The 19,205-nt window shown below is 54.9% G+C and carries 17 protein-coding genes and 1 tRNA gene; 5 read left to right on the forward strand and 13 right to left on the reverse strand.

Translation table 11 applies throughout. From position 1 onward, the window contains the following. Positions 1–81: 81 nt before the first annotated feature. Positions 82–1,113, forward strand: coding sequence for a DUF4300 family protein (locus HMPREF1292_RS00055; protein WP_023018223.1), 1,032 nt, complete (start codon positions 82–84; stop codon positions 1,111–1,113). A gap of 86 nt (positions 1,114–1,199) precedes the next feature. On the opposite strand, the gene HMPREF1292_RS00060 is transcribed toward HMPREF1292_RS00055, so the two are convergent. The 4 genes from HMPREF1292_RS00060 to ftsE form a co-directional block, all read right to left on the reverse strand. Next, positions 1,200–3,206 (reverse strand): acyltransferase family protein, encoded by a 2,007-nt coding sequence (locus HMPREF1292_RS00060; protein ID WP_021353702.1) that lies wholly within the window; start codon positions 3,204–3,206, stop codon positions 1,200–1,202. Between the two features lie 78 nt (positions 3,207–3,284). Further along, positions 3,285–3,794 (reverse strand): SsrA-binding protein SmpB, encoded by a 510-nt coding sequence (gene smpB, locus HMPREF1292_RS00065; RefSeq protein WP_021353701.1) that lies wholly within the window; start codon positions 3,792–3,794, stop codon positions 3,285–3,287. A gap of 22 nt (positions 3,795–3,816) precedes the next feature. After that, a complete protein-coding gene (gene ftsX, locus HMPREF1292_RS00070; protein ID WP_021353700.1) occupies positions 3,817–4,719 on the reverse strand; it encodes a permease-like cell division protein FtsX in 903 nt (300 codons plus the stop codon). Positions 4,720–4,763: 44 nt separating this feature from the next. After that, positions 4,764–5,453 carry a cell division ATP-binding protein FtsE gene (gene ftsE, locus HMPREF1292_RS00075; RefSeq protein ID WP_023018224.1) on the reverse strand — a complete coding sequence of 230 codons (690 nt, stop codon included), beginning with the start codon at positions 5,451–5,453 and terminating at the stop codon, positions 4,764–4,766. A 160-nt stretch (positions 5,454–5,613) separates the two neighbouring features. On the opposite strand from ftsE, the gene HMPREF1292_RS00080 reads away from it, so the two are divergent. Next, positions 5,614–7,305 (forward strand): AbgT family transporter, encoded by a 1,692-nt coding sequence (locus HMPREF1292_RS00080; RefSeq protein ID WP_023018225.1) that lies wholly within the window; start codon positions 5,614–5,616, stop codon positions 7,303–7,305. Here the strand turns inward: HMPREF1292_RS00080 and prfB are convergent. Continuing rightward, positions 7,302–8,447 carry a peptide chain release factor 2 gene (gene prfB / locus HMPREF1292_RS00085; RefSeq protein WP_023018226.1) on the reverse strand — a complete coding sequence of 382 codons (1,146 nt, stop codon included), beginning with the start codon at positions 8,445–8,447 and terminating at the stop codon, positions 7,302–7,304. The genes HMPREF1292_RS00080 and prfB overlap by 4 nt on opposite strands. A gap of 192 nt (positions 8,448–8,639) precedes the next feature. Between prfB and HMPREF1292_RS00090 the strand changes: the two genes are divergently transcribed. Continuing rightward, positions 8,640–9,548, forward strand: a complete 909-nt coding sequence (locus HMPREF1292_RS00090; RefSeq protein WP_023018227.1) for an inositol monophosphatase family protein — start codon at positions 8,640–8,642, stop codon at positions 9,546–9,548. Next, entirely contained in the window at positions 9,541–10,365 is an 825-nt protein-coding gene (gene hisN / locus HMPREF1292_RS00095) for a histidinol-phosphatase (RefSeq protein WP_023018228.1), read from the forward strand. The genes HMPREF1292_RS00090 and hisN overlap by 8 nt, the downstream gene beginning before the upstream one ends. Positions 10,366–10,440: 75 nt before the next feature. Here the strand turns inward: hisN and HMPREF1292_RS00100 are convergent, their stop codons facing one another. The 3 genes from HMPREF1292_RS00100 to HMPREF1292_RS00110 form a co-directional block, all read right to left on the reverse strand. Then, positions 10,441–11,775 carry a S1 family peptidase gene (locus HMPREF1292_RS00100; RefSeq protein WP_023018229.1) on the reverse strand — a complete coding sequence of 445 codons (1,335 nt, stop codon included), beginning with the start codon at positions 11,773–11,775 and terminating at the stop codon, positions 10,441–10,443. A 197-nt stretch (positions 11,776–11,972) separates the two neighbouring features. Then, on the reverse strand, positions 11,973–12,542 hold the full coding sequence (locus HMPREF1292_RS00105; RefSeq protein ID WP_023018230.1) for a VanZ family protein: 570 nt from the start codon (positions 12,540–12,542) through the stop codon (positions 11,973–11,975). Continuing rightward, on the reverse strand, positions 12,542–13,411 hold the full coding sequence (locus HMPREF1292_RS00110) for a mechanosensitive ion channel family protein (RefSeq protein ID WP_023018231.1): 870 nt from the start codon (positions 13,409–13,411) through the stop codon (positions 12,542–12,544). Before HMPREF1292_RS00110 ends, HMPREF1292_RS00105 begins: the two co-directional genes overlap by 1 nt. A gap of 35 nt (positions 13,412–13,446) precedes the next feature. Here HMPREF1292_RS00110 and HMPREF1292_RS00115 point away from each other — a divergent pair, with 35 nt between their 5' ends. Beyond that, entirely contained in the window at positions 13,447–13,932 is a 486-nt protein-coding gene (locus tag HMPREF1292_RS00115; RefSeq protein WP_021353691.1) for a DUF488 domain-containing protein, read from the forward strand. Between the two features lie 42 nt (positions 13,933–13,974). Here the strand turns inward: HMPREF1292_RS00115 and HMPREF1292_RS00120 are convergent, their stop codons facing one another. The 5 genes from HMPREF1292_RS00120 to HMPREF1292_RS00140 form a co-directional block, all read right to left on the reverse strand. Continuing rightward, positions 13,975–15,654, reverse strand: a complete 1,680-nt coding sequence (locus HMPREF1292_RS00120; RefSeq protein ID WP_021353690.1) for a urocanate hydratase — start codon at positions 15,652–15,654, stop codon at positions 13,975–13,977. A 124-nt stretch (positions 15,655–15,778) separates the two neighbouring features. Then, positions 15,779–16,525 (reverse strand): IclR family transcriptional regulator, encoded by a 747-nt coding sequence (locus HMPREF1292_RS00125; protein WP_021353689.1) that lies wholly within the window; start codon positions 16,523–16,525, stop codon positions 15,779–15,781. Between the two features lie 22 nt (positions 16,526–16,547). Then, positions 16,548–17,906, reverse strand: coding sequence for a YjiH family protein (locus HMPREF1292_RS00130; RefSeq protein ID WP_023018232.1), 1,359 nt, complete (start codon positions 17,904–17,906; stop codon positions 16,548–16,550). A gap of 425 nt (positions 17,907–18,331) precedes the next feature. Next, positions 18,332–18,964 carry a LysE family translocator gene (locus HMPREF1292_RS00135; RefSeq protein ID WP_023018234.1) on the reverse strand — a complete coding sequence of 211 codons (633 nt, stop codon included), beginning with the start codon at positions 18,962–18,964 and terminating at the stop codon, positions 18,332–18,334. A gap of 101 nt (positions 18,965–19,065) precedes the next feature. Then, positions 19,066–19,142, reverse strand: a tRNA-Met gene (locus HMPREF1292_RS00140). Positions 19,143–19,205: the final 63 nt, after the last annotated feature.

The raw sequence follows: 19,205 nt of genomic DNA on the forward strand, positions 1-19,205 counted from the left end.
CTTAGGACTATACAACCCGCAGAGCATACTCGCTCTTGCCTGCGACCACATGCAGATTCGTAATTTCGTTAGCATGAACCAATGCGCACGAAACTTTTCCTCGCTTCTTCGCTAACCACCACCCTATTGCTAGCAGCATGTGCGGGACCAGACAGTTCCAGTGAAAGCCCGGCAACAACAGAGTCAACTGGAACAGCCGAGGTAGCCGAAGCAACTCGAGCAACCGGGGCAAGCTCTGCAGAAACTGCGCCTGCAGATTCCTCATCTGACGCGCAACGAAGCCAGTTCCCCACCGCAGAAAATGACGCGGCGAAGCTGTTGGAAGGCATGACGGTCAGCAATCTCGTCGACAAGAAATCGCAGGAGACCGCGCATAAGGCACTCACCGATGCAGGTGTGCCACAGGAAAGTATCGACGGTTTCTTCCGGCTTGTCGACGAATACAATCACGCCGTTCCGACCGGCAGCCTCATCAACGACGGGTTCACCGACTACGGAACGCAAGATCCAGACTATGACGTTGAGGCAATCACCACGGCCTGGCAGCAGCATCACGCCAATTATGCAGGCACGAACTGCCGAATCAACACCTTTACGCTGGCAGATTCCCTGTTCACCGTCAGAAACCAGGACAACCCGAACGAGTCTCTACTGTTTATCGACCAGGAGTCGCTGAACAACGCGCCAGTAGAAATTCTGGATGAGCAAGAGCGCCGCAAGTTCGCTGCGTTCTATAGCAATATCTCAACGACGACAGATCAAGACCCGGCACAGCACATCGCCGATATCCAGGCACATTTCAACGAGCGTGGCATCGAATTCGCCGAGACCGACGCCCGAGTGATCTCAATGTTTTCGCACGACACGCTCACTGACCCGGCGACACTATTCATTGGGCACACCGGCGTCGCAGTGCCGCTGGACGATGGCTACCTGTTTCTAGAAAAAATCGCCTTCGATATGCCGTACCAAGCCATCACCGTGCGGGATATGCAGCAGCTCAACGACTATTTAATGCACAAATACGACGATGGGCCAGCCCTAGAATATGGCCGACCCATCATCTTCGATAACGACGAAGTCATCGGCGGTATGCGCTTCGCCAAGCGCTAATACCCGGGTTCGCTAACCCAGCTAGGCACAAGACGAATTAGTCAGCAACGTCGGCTAGTCTCACAACATCTTCCGGAATGGCCCGGTTAGCAGAGAGTATCGGTGTTTTTATCCCCGTTGACGTATTGCTGCAGCGCATATGTGATCGCAGTAACGTATTCGGTAGCACCAATCGGATCCGGGTGGATACCGTCCTCGCGCAACGCCCCTGGGGTGTGCATCGCGTGAGTGCACCAGTCCGCAATATACACATTGTCATAGGTCTTAGCTGCCTCAATGATTTGCTCGCGGGCGCGCGGCATCCAGGATCGGTCACCATATGGCAGAACCATAACGACGGTGCGGTCTTCGCCCATAATCTCCATCATCGAAGCAATCTCGCCCGGATGGGCCTCGCTATTGGTCCCGAATCCGAGGACCACCGTGTCGCGCAGCAGTCCTTGCGAGGCCAGAGATGATGCAACCTGGATGCCGACTCCCCATGCCCGGGAGACATCCGCATCAACATAAATGCCTGGGTATTCTTCGTTCAACGCCATCAACGATGCCAGCATCACCGAATCACCGATGGCGGTAATTTCATCACCGGCGGGCATGCTGCGATCGGAAACGTCTTCCTTATTTGGCTTGTCCTTCGATTTCTCACGATCGCTAGAACTGCCCGTGGAGCTGCTATCGTTGCTGCTTTTCTCGCCGTCGCTCTTCTCAGTATCTATCTTTTTGGCATCCCCGGTTTCAGCATCGCCAGCTTGCTTCTGCATCTCCTGGCGTTGCTGCCGGTTGTGCTCAGCAAGCGCATCCAAATCTTGCTCCAGCTGCGTTTTATCTGATGAATTCACCACCGCGTAGGCAGTTCCGCTCACCGAGCCAACGGTAAGCACGAGCCCGGCTATCCAAGCAACAGGCGCTTTGGGCGAAGCCGTAGCGGAAGCCGAAGCCTTGCGCGGACGGTGCGCCCAGATAACTGCGAAGACTGTGCCATAGCCCTTGCGCCGGAAAGGGTTTTCTATCCAGCGGTAGCTCAATTCCGATAGCCCTAGCGACACTGCCACAGCTAAAAGCCCCCACCAGACAGCATGTCTGTCCAGTGTCTCCTCTGGCGCCAGCTCGCGGATAATCATTATGACCGGCCAGTGCCACAAGTAAATGGAAAACGACCGCTGCCCCAGATAACGCATCAGCGGGAATTCGAAGATCCACCGCAGCGGAGCGACTTCATAGACCACTGCGTAGATCATTCCGGCGCCTGCCAGACTCGTGATAAACAATCCGCCCCAATACGGGAAATTGCCATCATCGGCCATGAAAAATAACTGGACTACATAGATCGCAGTAGCACTTACCCCGATCAGTGCGGCCAAGAACCGCGCTCGCGCAAGCTCTAGTACAGGCCAGGAATCACGTGTCGGATCAGCTTTGCTGGTGGTCAGCAACATCGCCAATACGGCTCCGATCAGCAAGCCAAACGCATGAGTATCGGTGCCGTAATACACACGAGTGGGATCAGCATCCGGGGAATAGACCACCGCCATGGCAATCGCCGAAGCTACCGCCGCCAGCAGCGATGCCAGCGCAATATGCAATCGCTTGCGCGCACCCCACACGGCCAGCAACGCGAACAATGCTAAAGGCCACAGCACGTAGAACTGCTCTTCTACTGCCAGTGACCAATAGTGCGCAAAGACTTCGACCTCGTTATCAGCAAAATACGAGGCCGACGTAGCGATCTGAGTCCAGTTGCTGACGAAAAACAGTGAACCCAAAAACTGCGTCCGGATATTGACTGCAAAATCGCCCCCAATAACACCGACGATCGCGGTGCAGACCACAAGCACAACGACCGCCGTCGGCATGATCCGGCGCAGGCGACGTATCCAAAAGTCCTTCAGATTTACGGTTCCGGTCGTGTCATATTCCCGCAACAGCAACGAAGTGATTAAAAACCCCGAAAGCACAAAAAACATGTCAACGCCCAGATAACCGCCTGGTAACACGTCGCCAAAAAAGTGGTAAGCCACAACCGCTGCCACGGCTAAACCACGCAGACCATCAAGGCCAGCGACTTGCCGTAATCGAGCACGAGTTTTAGACATGAGCTCCAGCCTTTTGCGCCATGCACGCCGTTAAGTAAACATAATTCACCGGAACAACCTCACTCCCAACGAAAATTACTAAACGTTGATGCCCTTCACACGACGTCCCAGCTCTCGAGAGACTTCACGGTTGATGTCGCGGCGTTTAATGTCCTCACGCTTATCGCGGTTCAATTTACCTTCCGCGAGCGCGATTTCACACTTCGCTCTTCCATCTTTGAGGTATACCTTCAGCGGGATTAGCGTGCGGGAGCCATCGCGGACCTGCCCCATCAGCTTGTCGATCTCTCGCCGGTGCAGCAACAGCTTGCGGGTACGCTTCGGTGAGTGGTTCGTCCAATGCCCCATGGAGTATTCCGGGATGTGCAGGTTACGCAACCAAATTTCATTTTTGTCCAAGGTGGCAAACGCGTCGACAAGAGAAATCTTTCCTTCGCGCATGGCTTTAATCTCCGTACCTACCAGCACCATTCCGGCCTCGTAGGTATCGAGAATCTTGAAATCGTGGCGTGCCTTGCGGTTGGTTGCCAAGACCGCCGAGTTGGCCGCCACCGCGTTCTTTTTCGCCTTATTTCCCTTTTTCGCCATAATAAATGCAATCCTACTAGCTTTACTTCCGCACGTAAGAGCGCAACGTGATATACGCGGTAACCCCAGAAAAAGCCATGCCTACAACTGCCACAGTCGGGAAACTAGCCCAGATATCGCGCGTACGGATCGGAGCAATCAACTGCGCCTCATAAAGCCCCGCCAATGAGGGATCCACAATCATGAATTTCGCTGCAAACAAACCAGCCCCGGCAACAACAGCACCGAGCAAGGTAGCCAACATCGCTTCAATAACAAACGGCGCCTGCGTGTACCAGCGGGAAGCCCCCACTATGCGCATAATTCCGATTTCTTCGCGACGGTTGAAAGCCGCAATTTGCACCATGTTGGCGATCAAGAAAATCGCAGCTACCGCTTGCACAATAGCCAAAATAAACGTCGCATTCCGAATGGTGTCCAAATTATCCGTGGCCCCACGGACGTCTTCTACCTGATCAATGACGCCATCCACCTGCGGAAGATCGCGAATTGGATCCAGCGGGCTGGTATCGGTCGGGTCAGCCAAACGGACATGCAGTGCAGCGGGCAGCGCGTCCGGCGAAGTCTCTTCCACCAACACTGGGTCGGTTTCACCGAAAACTTCCACAAACCGTTCATAGGACTGCGCTTGCGAGCGGAAAATCACCGATTCCACGCCATCTTCCGACTCCAAAGCTTGTTTAACCTCGCTACATTGTTCCGAGGTGCAGTCTTCATCATTCGCCGAAACTTCTTCATTCAACTGGACCATTACCTCTACACGCTCGAGATAGATGCCCTTGGTATCCGAAGCCATCATCGAAACCAACACCCCTGCGGTGACCAGGCTGAGCGAAATCGCAGTCGTCACAATCAGCGCAAAAGCCATGGTGAAGTTGCGGCCCAAGCCCTTGAATGATTCTTTGAGCACAAAACTCAGTTTCATATATTTCTCCTGCCCCTGCGGGCTCTCGTTCCTAGCGCGCTTGCCTACCGCGATTCGCCATATACACCGTGAGCTTCATCGCGCACGATCTTGCCGAGGCTCATTTCGATCACGCGTTGACGCATGTCGTTAACCGTGCGTGCGTTGTGCGTAGACATAACGACGGTAGTACCCTTGGCGTTAATCTGCCGTAACAGCGTCATGATCTCGTCTGCGGTGTGCGGGTCCAAGTTGCCCGTCGGCTCGTCGGCAAGCAACAACAATGGCCGGTTTACAAATGCGCGGGCAATGGCGACACGCTGCTGTTCACCACCTGAAAGCTCATTCGGCATCCGGTTGGCTTTGGCATCCAGCCCAACCATTTCCAATGCTTCCATGGTGCGCTTTTTAATGCGCTGTGGCCGTTCGCCAATGACCTCCAGTGCAAAAGCCACATTGTCGTACACGTTTAGTTTGCTGAGCAGACGGAAATCCTGAAAAACGTAGCCAATGCGCTGCCGCAGTTTGTTAATTTCGCTGCCTTTCAGCTTGTTGACGTGAAAGTCTGCGAAATGGATATCACCTTTGGTCACGTTGGTGTCCCGGATGAGGAGCTGCAAAAACGTTGATTTTCCTGATCCGGACGGACCGATCAGGAACACGAATTCACCTTTCTCGATCTGCAAATCGATTTCATCCAGCGCGGGACGTGTTGACGTCGCGTATTCTTTGGAGACTTTGTCGAAAGTGATCACACGTAACACTCTAGCCCCAACCGTGTACCTCGGGTGCTAATGTCGCAGCCCCTGGACAAGTTTCCCTCAGTCCAGATATCGTGAGACGGATCACCAACCAGGTGGTTTCAGAATAATCTCAGAAAACCGGCAGTCAGACCAACCACAGATTGGCCACGCAATGAACACTACTGCTCCTCATAAAAACGCCACAAAGAAAAAAGAAAATCAGACTGCCGCCGATAGCGGCGACAAGACAACTGGATCCGCGGGAGGGTTCCTCGGGCTGATCGAAAAGATCGGCAACAAACTACCAAACCCATTCTGGCTCTTCGTCATCCTTGCCGGCATCGTCGCGTTGTCCAGCTGGCTTGGATCCACACTGGGAATGAAAGCAACCCAGCCTGATTCCGGGGAAATCGTTGCAGTTCAAAATCTGCTGACAACCGAAGGTATCCAACGCATGGTTACCGAGGCTGTCGATAACTTCACCAGCTTCCCGCCGTTGGGCGTGATCCTGACAGTGATGCTCGGTGTAGCTGTTGCGGAACATTCCGGACTGCTCAGCGCCCTGGTGCGGTCCATGGTCGCCAAAGTCGGGCCAAAAGTCTTGACCTTTACGCTAGCTTTGGCCGGTGTCACCGGTTCCGTAGCGTCCGACGCGGTTTATGTCATTTTGATTCCGCTAGGCGCAATGTCTTTCCACGCTCTCGGACGCTCTCCCATTGTGGGCGCGATGGTGGCATTCGCAGCCTCCTCGGCGGGTTTCAACTCCTCGCTCATCCTCAACATCACTGACTTGCTACTAGCAAGCATTTCCACCCCAGCAGCACAGCTTGTCGACGAAAACTACGACGTATCGCCTCTGGCAAATATCTTCTTCGTCATCCCCTCCGCAATCGTGCTCGCTTTGATCATCACGGCTGTCACTGAGCTGTTCGTGAATAAACGTGCACACGATCTGGTAGATCACGACAAAATTGACTACTCCGAAGTCTCCTTCGACAATGCCGCCGGAGCTAGCAATACATCTGGGGCGGACGAGTCTGCCGACTCTGCCGGCAACAACGAAAACAACGAAAACAACAGTGACCAGCTCAAGCTCGCTGCCCATGAGAAATCTGGCTTGCGCGCCACCGGCATCGCTTTATTGCTGATGCTCCTGGCATATTTTGCTTTGCTGTTTATCCCCGGCTCACCTCTGGCTGGACCTGACGGGGAAATCATGGATTCACCCCTGATACGCGCTATCGCAGTTCCAATCGCCGGCATGTTCTTCCTGTGCGGCATTGTTTACGGCCTGGTAGCCAAATCCATCACCAGCTCTGCTGATATCCCAGATTTCATGGCCGCCGGTTTAAAAACCATGCTGCCCATGATCGTGCTGTTTTTTGCGGTAGCACAGTTTTTAGCTTGGTTCGAATGGTCTAACCTCGGCGTCTGGACCGCGATTACCGGTTCTGAATTACTCGAACGCGCAGATCTGCCACCAATTCTGCTTTTTGCCGGCGTTGTTGCATTAGTAGCGCTACTGAACCTATTCATCACTTCAGGCTCAGCGCAATGGGCGCTGATGGCACCAGTCCTCGTCCCCATGCTGATGTACGTCGGTACTGCACCAGAAGTCACCCAGATGCTGTTCCGCATCGGGGACAGCCCGACAAATATCATCACGCCGATGTCGCCATACTTTGCGCTGGCACTCACCTTCTTGCAGCGCTACTACAAGCGTTCCGGAGTAGGTACGCTGATGTCGCTGGCGCTCCCCTACTCAATCGCAATGATCATTGGCTGGTTTATCTTCTTTCTGATCTGGTATTTCCTGGGCATCCCGCTGGGGCCAGGATCACCGATGGAATATCCTGCCAACTAGTCCGCAGCAGCGTCATCGCTGCTTGTCTCCCCTGCATCCGACATACGCCAACGGATGGCAGCTTCTAAGAAGCCATCCAAATCACCATCAAGCACCTTGCCCGGGTCCCCAACTTCATAGTTGGTCCGTAAATCTTTCACCATCTGGTACGGGTGCAGGACATAAGAACGCATCTGGTTACCCCACGAAGCATTTCCTCCCGCGCCGAGTGCATCCAGCTCGGCGCGTTCTTCTTGCCGCTTGCGCTCCAACAATTTCGCTTGCAGCACACGCATGGCTGAGGCTTTGTTTTGAATCTGAGATTTCTCGTTCTGACAGGTCACGACGATTCCAGTAGGTAGGTGCGTCAGACGAACCGCCGAGTCCGTAGTATTCACCGACTGGCCACCCGGCCCCGAGGAACGATAGACATCAGTGCGGATCTCAGAATCCGGAAGCTCGATGGAATCTGTTTGTTCTACAACCGGCAGCACTTCGACTTCGGCGAAAGAGGTTTGCCGCCGCGCCTGGTTATCGAACGGCGAGATTCGCACCAAACGGTGTGCGCCTTGTTCTACCGACAGGGTTCCATACATGTACTGGCCGTGCACAACGAAAGTCGCAGACTTAATACCGGCTTCTTCAGCATAAGAGACATCATAAATTTCGACTTTATGGCCCTTCCGCTCCGCCCAACGGATATACATGCGCATCAACATTTCGGCCCAATCTGCAGCGTCCACGCCACCGGCGCCGGAACGGATACTGATCACAGCTTCCCGCTCGTCGTATTCTCCCCCCAGCAGCGTGGTGATCTCCATCGCGTGGATATCTTCTTGCAACCCCGCTAATTCTTCATCGGCAGCGAGCATGGCCGCCTCGTCTCCACCTGCGGCGGCTTCTTCGTCGGCAAGCTCGTACAACACCGGAATATCGTCAAGACGCTGACTTAGGTCGGACAGCTTACGTAGTTTCGCCTGATTAGCCGACAATTCTGAGGTGATCTGCTGTGCATGCGCAGGATCGTCCCAAAGACTCGGATCAGCAGCTTTATCCTCTAGCTCACGCACCCGTTCTTTGAGGTGCTCCGGGTCCACGACCTGCTCGATTGAGGCCAGCGTGGTGGTGAGCTCTTTGACTACAGCTGCTTTATCCGATCGCATAACTTTCCAGCCTACTCAATGATTCTGGTTGCTCAATCATGCTGGCTACTCACTCATGCTGGTTGCTCAACTGCTCAACCCAACACGCTGCAGTAAACAACAGAAAAACTAGCAATAACCAAAAACAACGCAGATCAGCAACGTTGGAAACCGAAATTTTCCGTTGCACGCTTTTCAGGCAAAATAGATGATATGAATTCGCCTGCTGATTCTACGTCCGATTCCACTTCCGACGCGCACTCCGCTCACGATCCACAAGTGGAACTCGATAAAGCCATCGACGCCACCGCCAAAGCTTTCATGGTTGCCCACGTCAGCGATGATGACGGACAACTGGCCCAGGCGCTAGTTCTCAACGCCGGGCGCATTGCCTGGCGCTTGCGGGAAAAGGGCTTGGAACAAGACACCAAGACCTCAATCTCGGATGTAGTGACCAATGCAGATCGTGCAGCCGAGCGTTTTATCGCCGCGGTATTAGAAGGAATCCGGGCAGAAGACGGCATCGTCGGCGAGGAAGGCACCCGAACCCGCAGCCGCTCCGGGCGTAATTGGGTCATTGACCCAGTCGACGGGACCTACAACTTCGCTTCCGGTTCAGACTACTGGTGTTCCGCGCTGGCTTTAGTACGCGGAGCTGTAGATGATCCAGACGAGATTATTGCTGCTGCCGTGCACCGCCCAGCAATGGGATATACCTGGTTTTCCGGATCCGGGCTACGCACGACTCGCGATGGCAAAGAACTAGCGCCGATCGACGATCATACTCTGGACAAATCTTGTGTGGGCACCTATCTACACCCGACCTGCATGGACAAGGAACCTACCCAACGCGCGTGGCATTCTGTGCTTAGCAACGTCGCCACTCTACGAATGCTTGGCGCAGGATCTGTCGATCTGGCGTCGGTCGCTGATGGCACTCTGCACGCTTGGATGCAGCATTCGGTTCCTGCTTGGGATTGGCTCCCAGGGAAGGCACTGGTAGAAGGCGCAGGCGGGGCCACCGCGATCCAATTTGCAGGCGGGGTTCGCTGGCACATCGCAGGAAATCAACGCACCGTCGCGGAAATCGTGGACATACTGAAAGGCACCGACCATGACTAACCCAGTCTCGGAATCCCGTATGGAAACCAGCACCGGCTCCGCCTACGCCGAAGACCTCGCACTCGCACTTGAGCTCGCCGATCGCGCGGATGGCATCACGCTGCACCGTTTTAACTCCGCCGACCTGCGCGTGCAATCAAAGCCGGATATGACGCCGGTCAGCGACGCCGATATTGCCTGCGAGGAGATGCTACGTGAACAATTGGGCGGCGCCCGCCACAAAGATGCCATTCTTGGCGAGGAAATGGGCGGCACCCCGGTCTTTTCTGGACGACAGTGGGTCATCGACCCCATCGATGGCACCAAAAACTACGTTCGTGGCGTCCCCGTGTGGGCGACGTTGATTGCTTTGCTTGTCGACGGCGAGCCTGTCGTCGGAGTTGTCTCTGCCCCAGCTCTAGGCCGACGGTGGTACGCGGCCAAAGACCACGGTGCTTTCCGACGCGTATTTGCCGGTGAACCGGATCCCTTATCGGTTTCTGAGGTGCGCGATTTAGGCGACGCGTCAATGTCGTTTTCTTCTCTGGCCGGTTGGCAGGAACGAGACAAGCTCAACGACTTCGTGGAATTGAGTGACAAAACCTGGCGACTGCGTGGATTTGGTGACTTCTGGTCTTACTGCCTAGTAGCCGAGGGGGCAGTCGATGCCGCTGCGGAACCAGAAGTATCGCTGTGGGATTTAGCAGCGCTGGACATCATCGTGCGTGAAGCCGGTGGGAATTTCACCAGCCTTGATGGCAAGCGAGGCCCACACGGCGGCTCGGCGGTGGCCACGAATGGTCACCTGCACGAATCCGTGTTGGGCCTTCTGGGTTAATACAGACTGGGTGAGCCAAGCAAGATCTTGTGTTGCCACGCTACCGCGCGGTGCAGTCTTAAGACTGCACCGCCTTTAGTTTTCCGGCAACTGGAAACCGGCTCCTACCCCACCCCGTGCATTGAGATCAGCAAAAAGGGTGTTGGCATCAGTAGCCATGGTTGGTACATGCACGAACCCTTGCAATGGGCTCCGGCAGGATAGATCCAGCCCGGTCGGATTCGCACCACCCGAAATCACTCCTACCAAGCGGTTGCCAGTCAGGAGCGGCCCACCGGAGTCTCCCAGGCTCGCGCATACCTGATTGAACTGAATGCCCTGAACCGCACCGTAGTGAATACCGCAGGTATAACCAGTGGCCACGCCGTTCTTGCACACTTGTTCACCGAAATGCGGGCCATCTGCTATCTCGTCGATGGTGACATTGTTATAACTGCGCGTGACCTCAGCATTGGAACCAAATTCGATCACAGAATAGTCGTGCCGCTCATTGGAAGCGACGATGGTACCGGAATTACCCACTTGCCAGGAGTCACCCGAGGCAACATATTCGCCTTCTCTACCACAGTGTCCGGCAGTAATACCTACCTTGCGGCCTTGTGCATCAGTGCCGGCAACCGCGAGCGTGCAGACTCCCGAGTCACCGACAAATAGCGGCGTACCTGGGCCATACAACGATTTTCCCTGTGCGAGGTATTCATTTGATTCTTCCGGAATACGGGGCGCATCAAACCAAGATCCGGGAACTCGGTGCAAAATGAAATCCTCGGTGGGCTTGCCCGCCAGGATCTTCGACAGCGGGTCATTAACCCAGCGCATATTAGGATCCACTGCCGGGTTTTCGATAATCGCCGGGCGCTCGCCGATGCCGTCATAAGCTGTGCCTGAAGCTGTGCCGACGCTTGCACCTGTGTCTGCGTCGACAGCTGACTCGTCGACATGAGTTTCGTCGGCAGCGTACGCATTACCAGAGGTTTGGCGGGTGGAAATCTGTTCAACGGACTTTGACTCGTTTGCCGACGCCTGTGGGCGCTGCGGGCTCCGGTGCTGAGGTAGCACGCTGGCGATCTGCTGGTCGATAGCATCGGTGATCTCTCGGTCTAGCTCCGGGGGTTGAATCCCCCACTGCTGTAACTGGCCACGGGCGTTATCGACGAATCCGGCAGAATTAACCATTGGACCTTCTTCGATGGTCTTGCGGACCTCGTGATACGCCCCGGCGCGCTGATCCCAAGGTTCGGCGTGCGCGGTGGCAGCTCCTGTTACTAGGCCGGTCACACACGTTGCCGCAGACGCAATGATGGCGGTGAACTTCCGCTTCCCGCTACTGCGCGTGTTCACCGACTGTGTGCTTGTCTGCTGTGCTTCACGGTATTGTGCTGCTCGCTGCGCCGCTGGTCGTCCTCGCACGAATCATCCTCTATTCTGCTCGCTCAGGGTAATTCTTTTCTGCCTCATGGTGGCATGCTCATGGTGGCATGGAGTTCCAGTAATCTGGTGGGAATTAATCAGGTCGTTGGATGATAGTTACCAAACGTTTATTACCTGTGAGCGCGAGCTGGGAGAACACTTTTTGGTCACTGCACGCACCACCCCCATACGTGCAGTTAGTCCACGATCTTTTCCGGATCACCGAGCCGCTCGCCAAGCCCCACCAGCACAGCAAAAACCGCAGCCAAAGCCAGCGAAATGCCTGACCAGAACGGGTACAACTTGGGCCCAGCTGCCTTCGCTAACAACGCGCCGAGAAACCCGCCCAGAGTGTTGGAGAGGAGATCATCAGTAGAGCTTCGTCCGATAGAAAATGCGTATTGTGCTATTTCGATACTGAAACTGCACAGCGCAGCCAGTACGGCGACTTTCCATACGCTTGCCCACCCAGTCCGCGGTCCACCGCGCACTCGGTTGCTTCCCCCGCGCGTGCTTCCCATGGAAAGCACGATAAACAACAACGCACCAAAGGGAATGAATAAAGCGGTATTACCGCCATATTCGAACACACTGAGGAACCAGTTCGATGACGAGCGCCAGACATCGAGTGGTTCCAGAATGATTTCACGCACCCGTTGGTTGTCTGGGTCCCAGAGATAACCGATCTGATAGAAGCTTTTCAGCAGAGTTAAGGCAATGATAACTACCAGCCAAGCTAGAAATGCGATTCGGTGCAGGTTTTTCATTAGTCGTTATTGCCGTTTTCTGGGCTGCGGGCGGAAATCTGCGATTGTTGCTGCTGTGCTGAGTGCCCGCGCAAAGCTTCCAGCCCTGTCGTCGCCAAGGGAATTTCTTCCCGACGCATTGCTTCGAGCACCGCGAAGATCACTGCATCGGTGGCCTCGCGGGATTCTAGCCGCGTGGACCCAGACCAGAATAGTAATTCGAGGCTGACGGTTTCGGTGCCGACTTCGAGGTAATACGCAGTTGGTGCAGGGTCGTGCAGGACACAGTCCACCGAATCCATCGCTGCAATCGCGGTGTTTTTGGCTTTGGCGAGATCAGCGTTGGTAGCTATATCAATCACCACCCGGGCACGGATGGTTTCAAATCCGGTCTGCACGATGACTTCTCCCGAATGCATGAGCGTATTCGGGATGACGACGAGCTGGCCGTCGAAACGTCTAATGCTTGTGGAACTGAGGTAAATATAAGTGATGGTCCCGGCGTTATCACCCACCTGCACCTGATCACCGACGCGGAATTGATCACGCGCGAGGATCATGATGCCAGCAAACATGTTGCCCAGCACCGTCTGAAAGGCAATACCGGCAGCGATGGAAACGACACCAATGCCGCCGAGAATATCAACCGGGTTAATCGAGGGAAAAACCACCGTCATGGCGGCAGAAAAGGCCAGCACGGCGATGATCCAGAACACCAAACGGCCGAACACCCTGCGTGAACTGTGTACTCTACCGCGTGCTCGCAAATAAAGGCGTGTGATAGCAGTTGCAACGGCTGCGATGACAAGACCAATCAGCAGCGTAATAAAACCACGGAATACCCCATCCCACGTAATAGTGCGGATGAGTTCTTCACCAGGTGCATTCACGCCGAGTCCATTCACACTTCACTATCTTAGAAGCCATGAGCTTAGAAAATCGAGTAACTAATCCCGACGGATCCATCACGGCGGTTCCTGTTGCCAGCTATCCGGTGCGTAGGCATGAGATCCTCTTATTCCGTGTCTTCGACGTGCGCGGTGAACAGGGCGGTGAGGGGACGGCACGCCCGGCAGCGTTTTCGGTGCTGGCCGACCGGCTGTGGCCGCGCGGGATCAGCAAAGAAGATCTGCAGCCAGACCTGTGGGAGAAACAGCTGTGCCCGTCGAAAGAACTCCGGGAAGAGTTCCACGACGGGCTGTCTTTCGACGAATTCAGCCAGCGCTACAGGTCCGAGCTAGACCAGCGAGCTGCCAATGGCGAGCTTGCCGACGCCATGACGACCTTGTCTAAAGCAGCGGGGCAAGGAAATATCGCGCTACTGTTCGCCGGCAAGGACACTGAGCACACCCATGCTCGTGTCCTGGCGCAATGGTTGGTGGAAGCAGTCAGTGCAGACGCAGATTCTTAATTCACGAATTGCGTATTGCGTGTTGTTCCACACGCCTGAGCTTTAGTCTTCGCGGGACTTAAATGGGGTCGGAATCCGCACACCGCGCTCTTCTGCGACTTCATTAGCCCGGTTGTAACCAGCATCGACGTGGCGGATCACACCCATCGCAGGGTCGTTGGTCAACACAGCTTCCAGCTTCTTCGCGGCCAGCTCCGTACCATCAGCGACCGTGACCTGGCCACAGTGGATGGAACGGCCCATACCAACGCCGCCACCGTGGTGCAGGGACACCCACGTGGCACCGCCGGAGGTTGCGGTCAGCGCGTTGAGCAGCGGCCAGTCAGCAACAGCGTCGGTACCGTCCAACATGCCTTCGGTTTCGCGGTATGGCGAGGCTACCGAACCAGAGTCCAAGTGGTCACGGCCAATAACGATCGGCGCTTTGACCTTGCCTTCTGCTACCAGCTTGTTGAACAGCAAACCTGCCTTGTGGCGCTCGCCGTATCCCAACCAGCAGATACGTGCTGGCAGGCCTTCAAATTCCACGTATTCATCGGCAGCATCCAGCCAGTTGTGCAGGTGCTCGTTTTCTGGGAACAGTTCCTTGATGGCCTGGTCGGTGACCTTGATATCCTCTGGATCTCCGGAAAGCGCCACCCAGCGGAATGGTCCCAGCCCTTCACAGAACAATGGCCGGATATATGCCGGGACGAAGCCTGGGAATTCAAATGCGCGATTATAGCCAGCATGTCGGGCCTCGTCACGAATGGAGTTGCCGTAGTCGAAGACTTCAGCACCTTCATCCTGGAATTCGACCATCGCTTGCACCTGAGCCGCCATCGATTCGCGTGCTTTCTTGGTAAAAGTCTGCGGGTCAGCCTTCGCCTCGCGGTGCCATTCGTCGACTGAGTGCTCCACCGGCAGGTAGGACAACGGATCGTGCGCGGAAGTCTGGTCTGTCACAATGTCGACTGTGAGCTCGCCTGCGCGGTGTCGCTTGAGCATCTCTGGGAAGATTTCGGCAGCATTGCCGACGACACCAATGGTCAGCGCGCGTTTTTCTGCTTTGGCCTGGTTAGCCATCTCGATGGCTTCATCCAGCGAGGTGGTGACCTCATCCAGGTAGCGCTTGCCTTGTCGACGTTTCAAACGGGTCTCATCAACATCGGCAATGATGCACACACCACCGTTGAGCTTGACGGCTAGCGGCTGCGCACCGCCCATACCGCCGCACCCACCGGTCAAAGTCAGGGTTCCAGCCAAGGTGTCGTTGAAACGCTTGGTGGCAACCGCAGCGAACGTTTCGTAGGTACCCTGCAAGATTCCCTGGGTGGCAATATAGATCCAGGAACCTGCGGTCATCTGGCCGTACATCATTAGGCCTTCAGATTCCAGCTTGCGGAAGTGCTCCCAGTTGGCCCAGTCACCCACCAGGTTGGAGTTAGCAATCAGCACACGTGGAGCCCATTCATTGGTACGCAGCACGCCGACAGGCTTACCGGATTGCACCAGCAAGGTCTCATCAGATTCCAGGTCCTTAAGCACATCAACGATGGCATCGAAGGATTCCCAATTACGGGCAGCTTTACCAGTACCGCCATAAACCACGAGATCTTCCGGACGCTCTGCAACCTCGGGGTCCAGGTTGTTCATCAACATGCGCAGCGGAGCTTCCGTCTGCCACGATTTTGCGGACAATTCGGTTCCGCGTGGGGCGCGAATTTCACGGGGTTGCGACATAGTGGTGGGTATCCTTTCACTCAAACACTTCGTTCTTGCTGTTTAATTTAGAAGTTTTCTAGATCACAAAACAGGGACTTGCCGACGGTTATGTCTGAAATACGAGACGGATATGTGCCGCGGGTTATCCCGGATTGCCATACATGCGTGATGAAATGTCGCGCGCAGCAGAACTCAGGTGATCTCGTAATTGTTCGAATTGCCCAGCACGCAAGCTATCCACCGGATACGTCACTGCCAACGCCGCCGCGGGACGCTGCAAATGATCCAACACCGGCACCGCAACACTGGCCTGCCCCCTGCTTACTTCTTGCACTTCCACATCAAATCCGCGTTCGCGGACGTCGGCAAGATGTTTTTGAAACGCTCCCCAACCTTCTGCCGCATCCGACGCCGAGTAAACCGCACGGTATTCCGTTTCCGGCAAGTGCGCGAGCATAGCTCTCCCAGAAGCCGTGCCCACCGCTGGCAAGCGGACCCCCACCTGACTAATCAACGACACCGCCCGCGCAGCACGCGTTTCCTGCAAATACACAATCTCAGTGGCAGACAAGCGGGATAAGTGCCCCGATCCGCCTGCCAAACTGGCGGCTTTATCCAGGTATTTCTGACTTAATCGCACCAAAGGCTGCTGGGTCGTATAGGCATTTGCCATGGAATACGCAGCCAGGCCGAGACCATAGGTGCGTTCACCAGAAAGGTGGACAACAAAGCCAGCCTCGACCATCTCCGATAACAGGTGGTATGTGGTCGAACGCGGAATACCCAGTTCACGATGGATGCGCGCTGCGGAAATCGGCACATCGATGGTAGAAAGCAACCGCAAAATATCTAGCGTGTGGCGTGCTGCGGGAACCTGCGGGGAATTCATGTTTTCAGACTAACGAATGGTGCTACAACAACAGATACGCAATCGGGGTGGCGATAAGAATCGTCAGCGCCACGCGTTCAAACCAGATGATGACGATAGCAGTCAGGGGAATCGGGATACGGGTAGCCATGATGCATGGAATAAGTGCAGAGAAGAAAATGATCATCGAGATAGAAACCACGCCGACAACGAACTTCGCCACCAGATCTTCCGCGCCTGCCATGCTGGCTGCAGGCAGGAACATTTCTGCAATACCAGTAGCCATCGCCTGGCTGGCATCCATGGTTTCTGGCAGGCGCACGATCCAAGCGAACGGGTAGAACAGATAGCCGATCCACTCAAACACCGGGGTGAATCGCTCCAGCAAAATGCCACCCAGGCCAACCGAGAGAATCGACGGCACGATGGCACCAGCCATCTTGACTCCATCCACGAAACTATCGCGCACCGCCCGCCACAGGCTCGGGGCATTTTCCAAGGTATAGAGAGCCTCATGCCACGCGGCTTTAACCCGACTGCCACTGACTTCTGTTTCTGGTTCTGGAGTCGCGCCCTCGTGATAATCATCCGGAATACGCGACAACGGCGGAATACGTACGGTGATTGCGGTGACCAGGAAAGTAACGACTAGCGTGACGAAAAAGAACGTGGTCCAAATTTCCATGAGGCCGAGTGCATTAGCGACGATGACCATGAACGCTGCAGAGACCGTCGAAAAGCCGGTGGCAATAATGGCGGCTTCTTTCGCGGTATAGCCACCGCGCTGATAGACGCGGTCTGTGATCAAGATGCCCAGCGAATACGAGCCAACGAACGAAGCCACCGCATCGATAGCCGAACGGCCCGGGGTTTTCCACAGCGGACGCATAATCGGCTGCATAAGTACGCCGATAAATTCCAAGAAGCCATAACTGACCAGCAACGCGAGGAACGCCGAGCCAATCGGAACAATCAACCCGACCGGAGTGGCAATCTTTCCCCAGAGAAATGGCACCATGTCTTCGTCGCCAAGCACCCACGGCAGCGCATCCAACACCGCCAGCACCGCGATGATAAAACCGATGACATTCGTGACGACGAAAATCGCAGCGAGCGTGCCTTCTTTCCAGTTTTGGTTATAGATGGAACGAACAACACCAAAACCGGCCAGAGCCAGGATGATCCACGGAACGATGGCGGGCACACTGTCCCGCACGATCGTAACCATGTGGTCGAGCGGGATCGAGCTTTTGTCTTGATAGGTCAGTGGGAAGAAAAAGACGAATGCACCAATGGCGCTGTAGACAAACAATCGCCAGATATTTTTCGGGACCGGCGGGTCAGTGTGCCCAACGCTTGGCACGTTGGTGACGTGCTTCGGTTCTGGAATGGTCGGCGACACGGCTATTCCCCTTTTGCTCTACAGCTGGACTCAGCAGCTGGTTACTCGTTACTACACGTTCACTGTTTCCGCGTCACATGCCGACTGTTGTGCGGGATAGATCAACGGAATAAGTGATACCGATAACATTAGTTTTTGTTGAACAGTGTGAGCAAGACAATACAAAGGGTGCAAGTCTGGGATCACAGATTTTCGGAGGCTACGGCGTCGCCGCCAGTGTCATCGCCGTCCGGTTCCAATTGGTGGAATAAATCCAGGCTCCACCAACGATTGGGATACTGCCCCCGGACGAGGTTGAAAGCGCGTTGTGGCAACAAGCTGAGTCCCGGGAAATAATGGAAAAACAAGGAAAATTCCTAAAAGTCGCAGTGTCTGAGATATCAGGATTGATATGAAGAACACGCATAGTTTTTCCTTTTTATTGTTTAGACAAGTTCGAAGAAATAGAAGACACCAATAGAAATGAAGACAATGCCAGGCAGAAAACGAACAGAAGGAATTCGGGCCAGAGGCGAATTCACTGCTGCTTTCAACAGCACGGACATCATGAGAAATACCAGCAGAGTCACCACTAGCAGAAGGCCGAGAACCAGGGATTTCTGGCTGAATTCTGTGTAATGGCTCATCATTTGAGTAAAGAAAGAGGTAAAGAAAACCAATGCCTTTGGATTCGAAATGTTGGTGACAAAACCCAATCGAAGCGACTTAGCCCATGCACCGGTCCCTAGCGATCGCGCCGAAGGAATCGATTCTGCCACCACTTGGTCGCTATGATTGCTTGCTGGCCTTGCTGCATCACGGAGAGCCAGAACACCCAATATCACGAGAACCACGCAGCCGACCATCGGTAGCACAACTCGCAGAGTAGGAACAGCGACCAACAACGCTTCGATACCAACCAGCGAGAGCACTGACCACACTGCTACTCCCAGCGCAGCGCCGAGAGCCGTCCAGAACCCCGCACGCAGACCATACCGCGAGGTTTGCAGGCCGATAGAAATAATATCGGGCCCCGGCATCGCCATAACAAGGGCCCAACTAAGAAAATCAGCTAGCACTCTCGTCTCCCTTGGCTCTTGTTGAGCTCCACGCGGTGAGAAAATCAGATATACGAAAAATCCCCAGCAGCGCTAGGCGCCACTGGGGGTCCGTTGAATATTGGTAGCGGGGACAAGATTCGAACTTGCGACCTCTGGGTTATGAGCCCAGCGAGCTACCGAGCTGCTCCACCCCGCGTCGGATGATATTCAATTCATCTGCCAGCTGAAGGCCTCCGCTTTCAGCGGACCTTCGCGATCT

Origin of the sequence: Corynebacterium sp. KPL1995, assembly GCF_000477935.1 — a bacterium.
GTDB lineage: Bacteria > Actinomycetota > Actinomycetes > Mycobacteriales > Mycobacteriaceae > Corynebacterium > Corynebacterium pseudodiphtheriticum.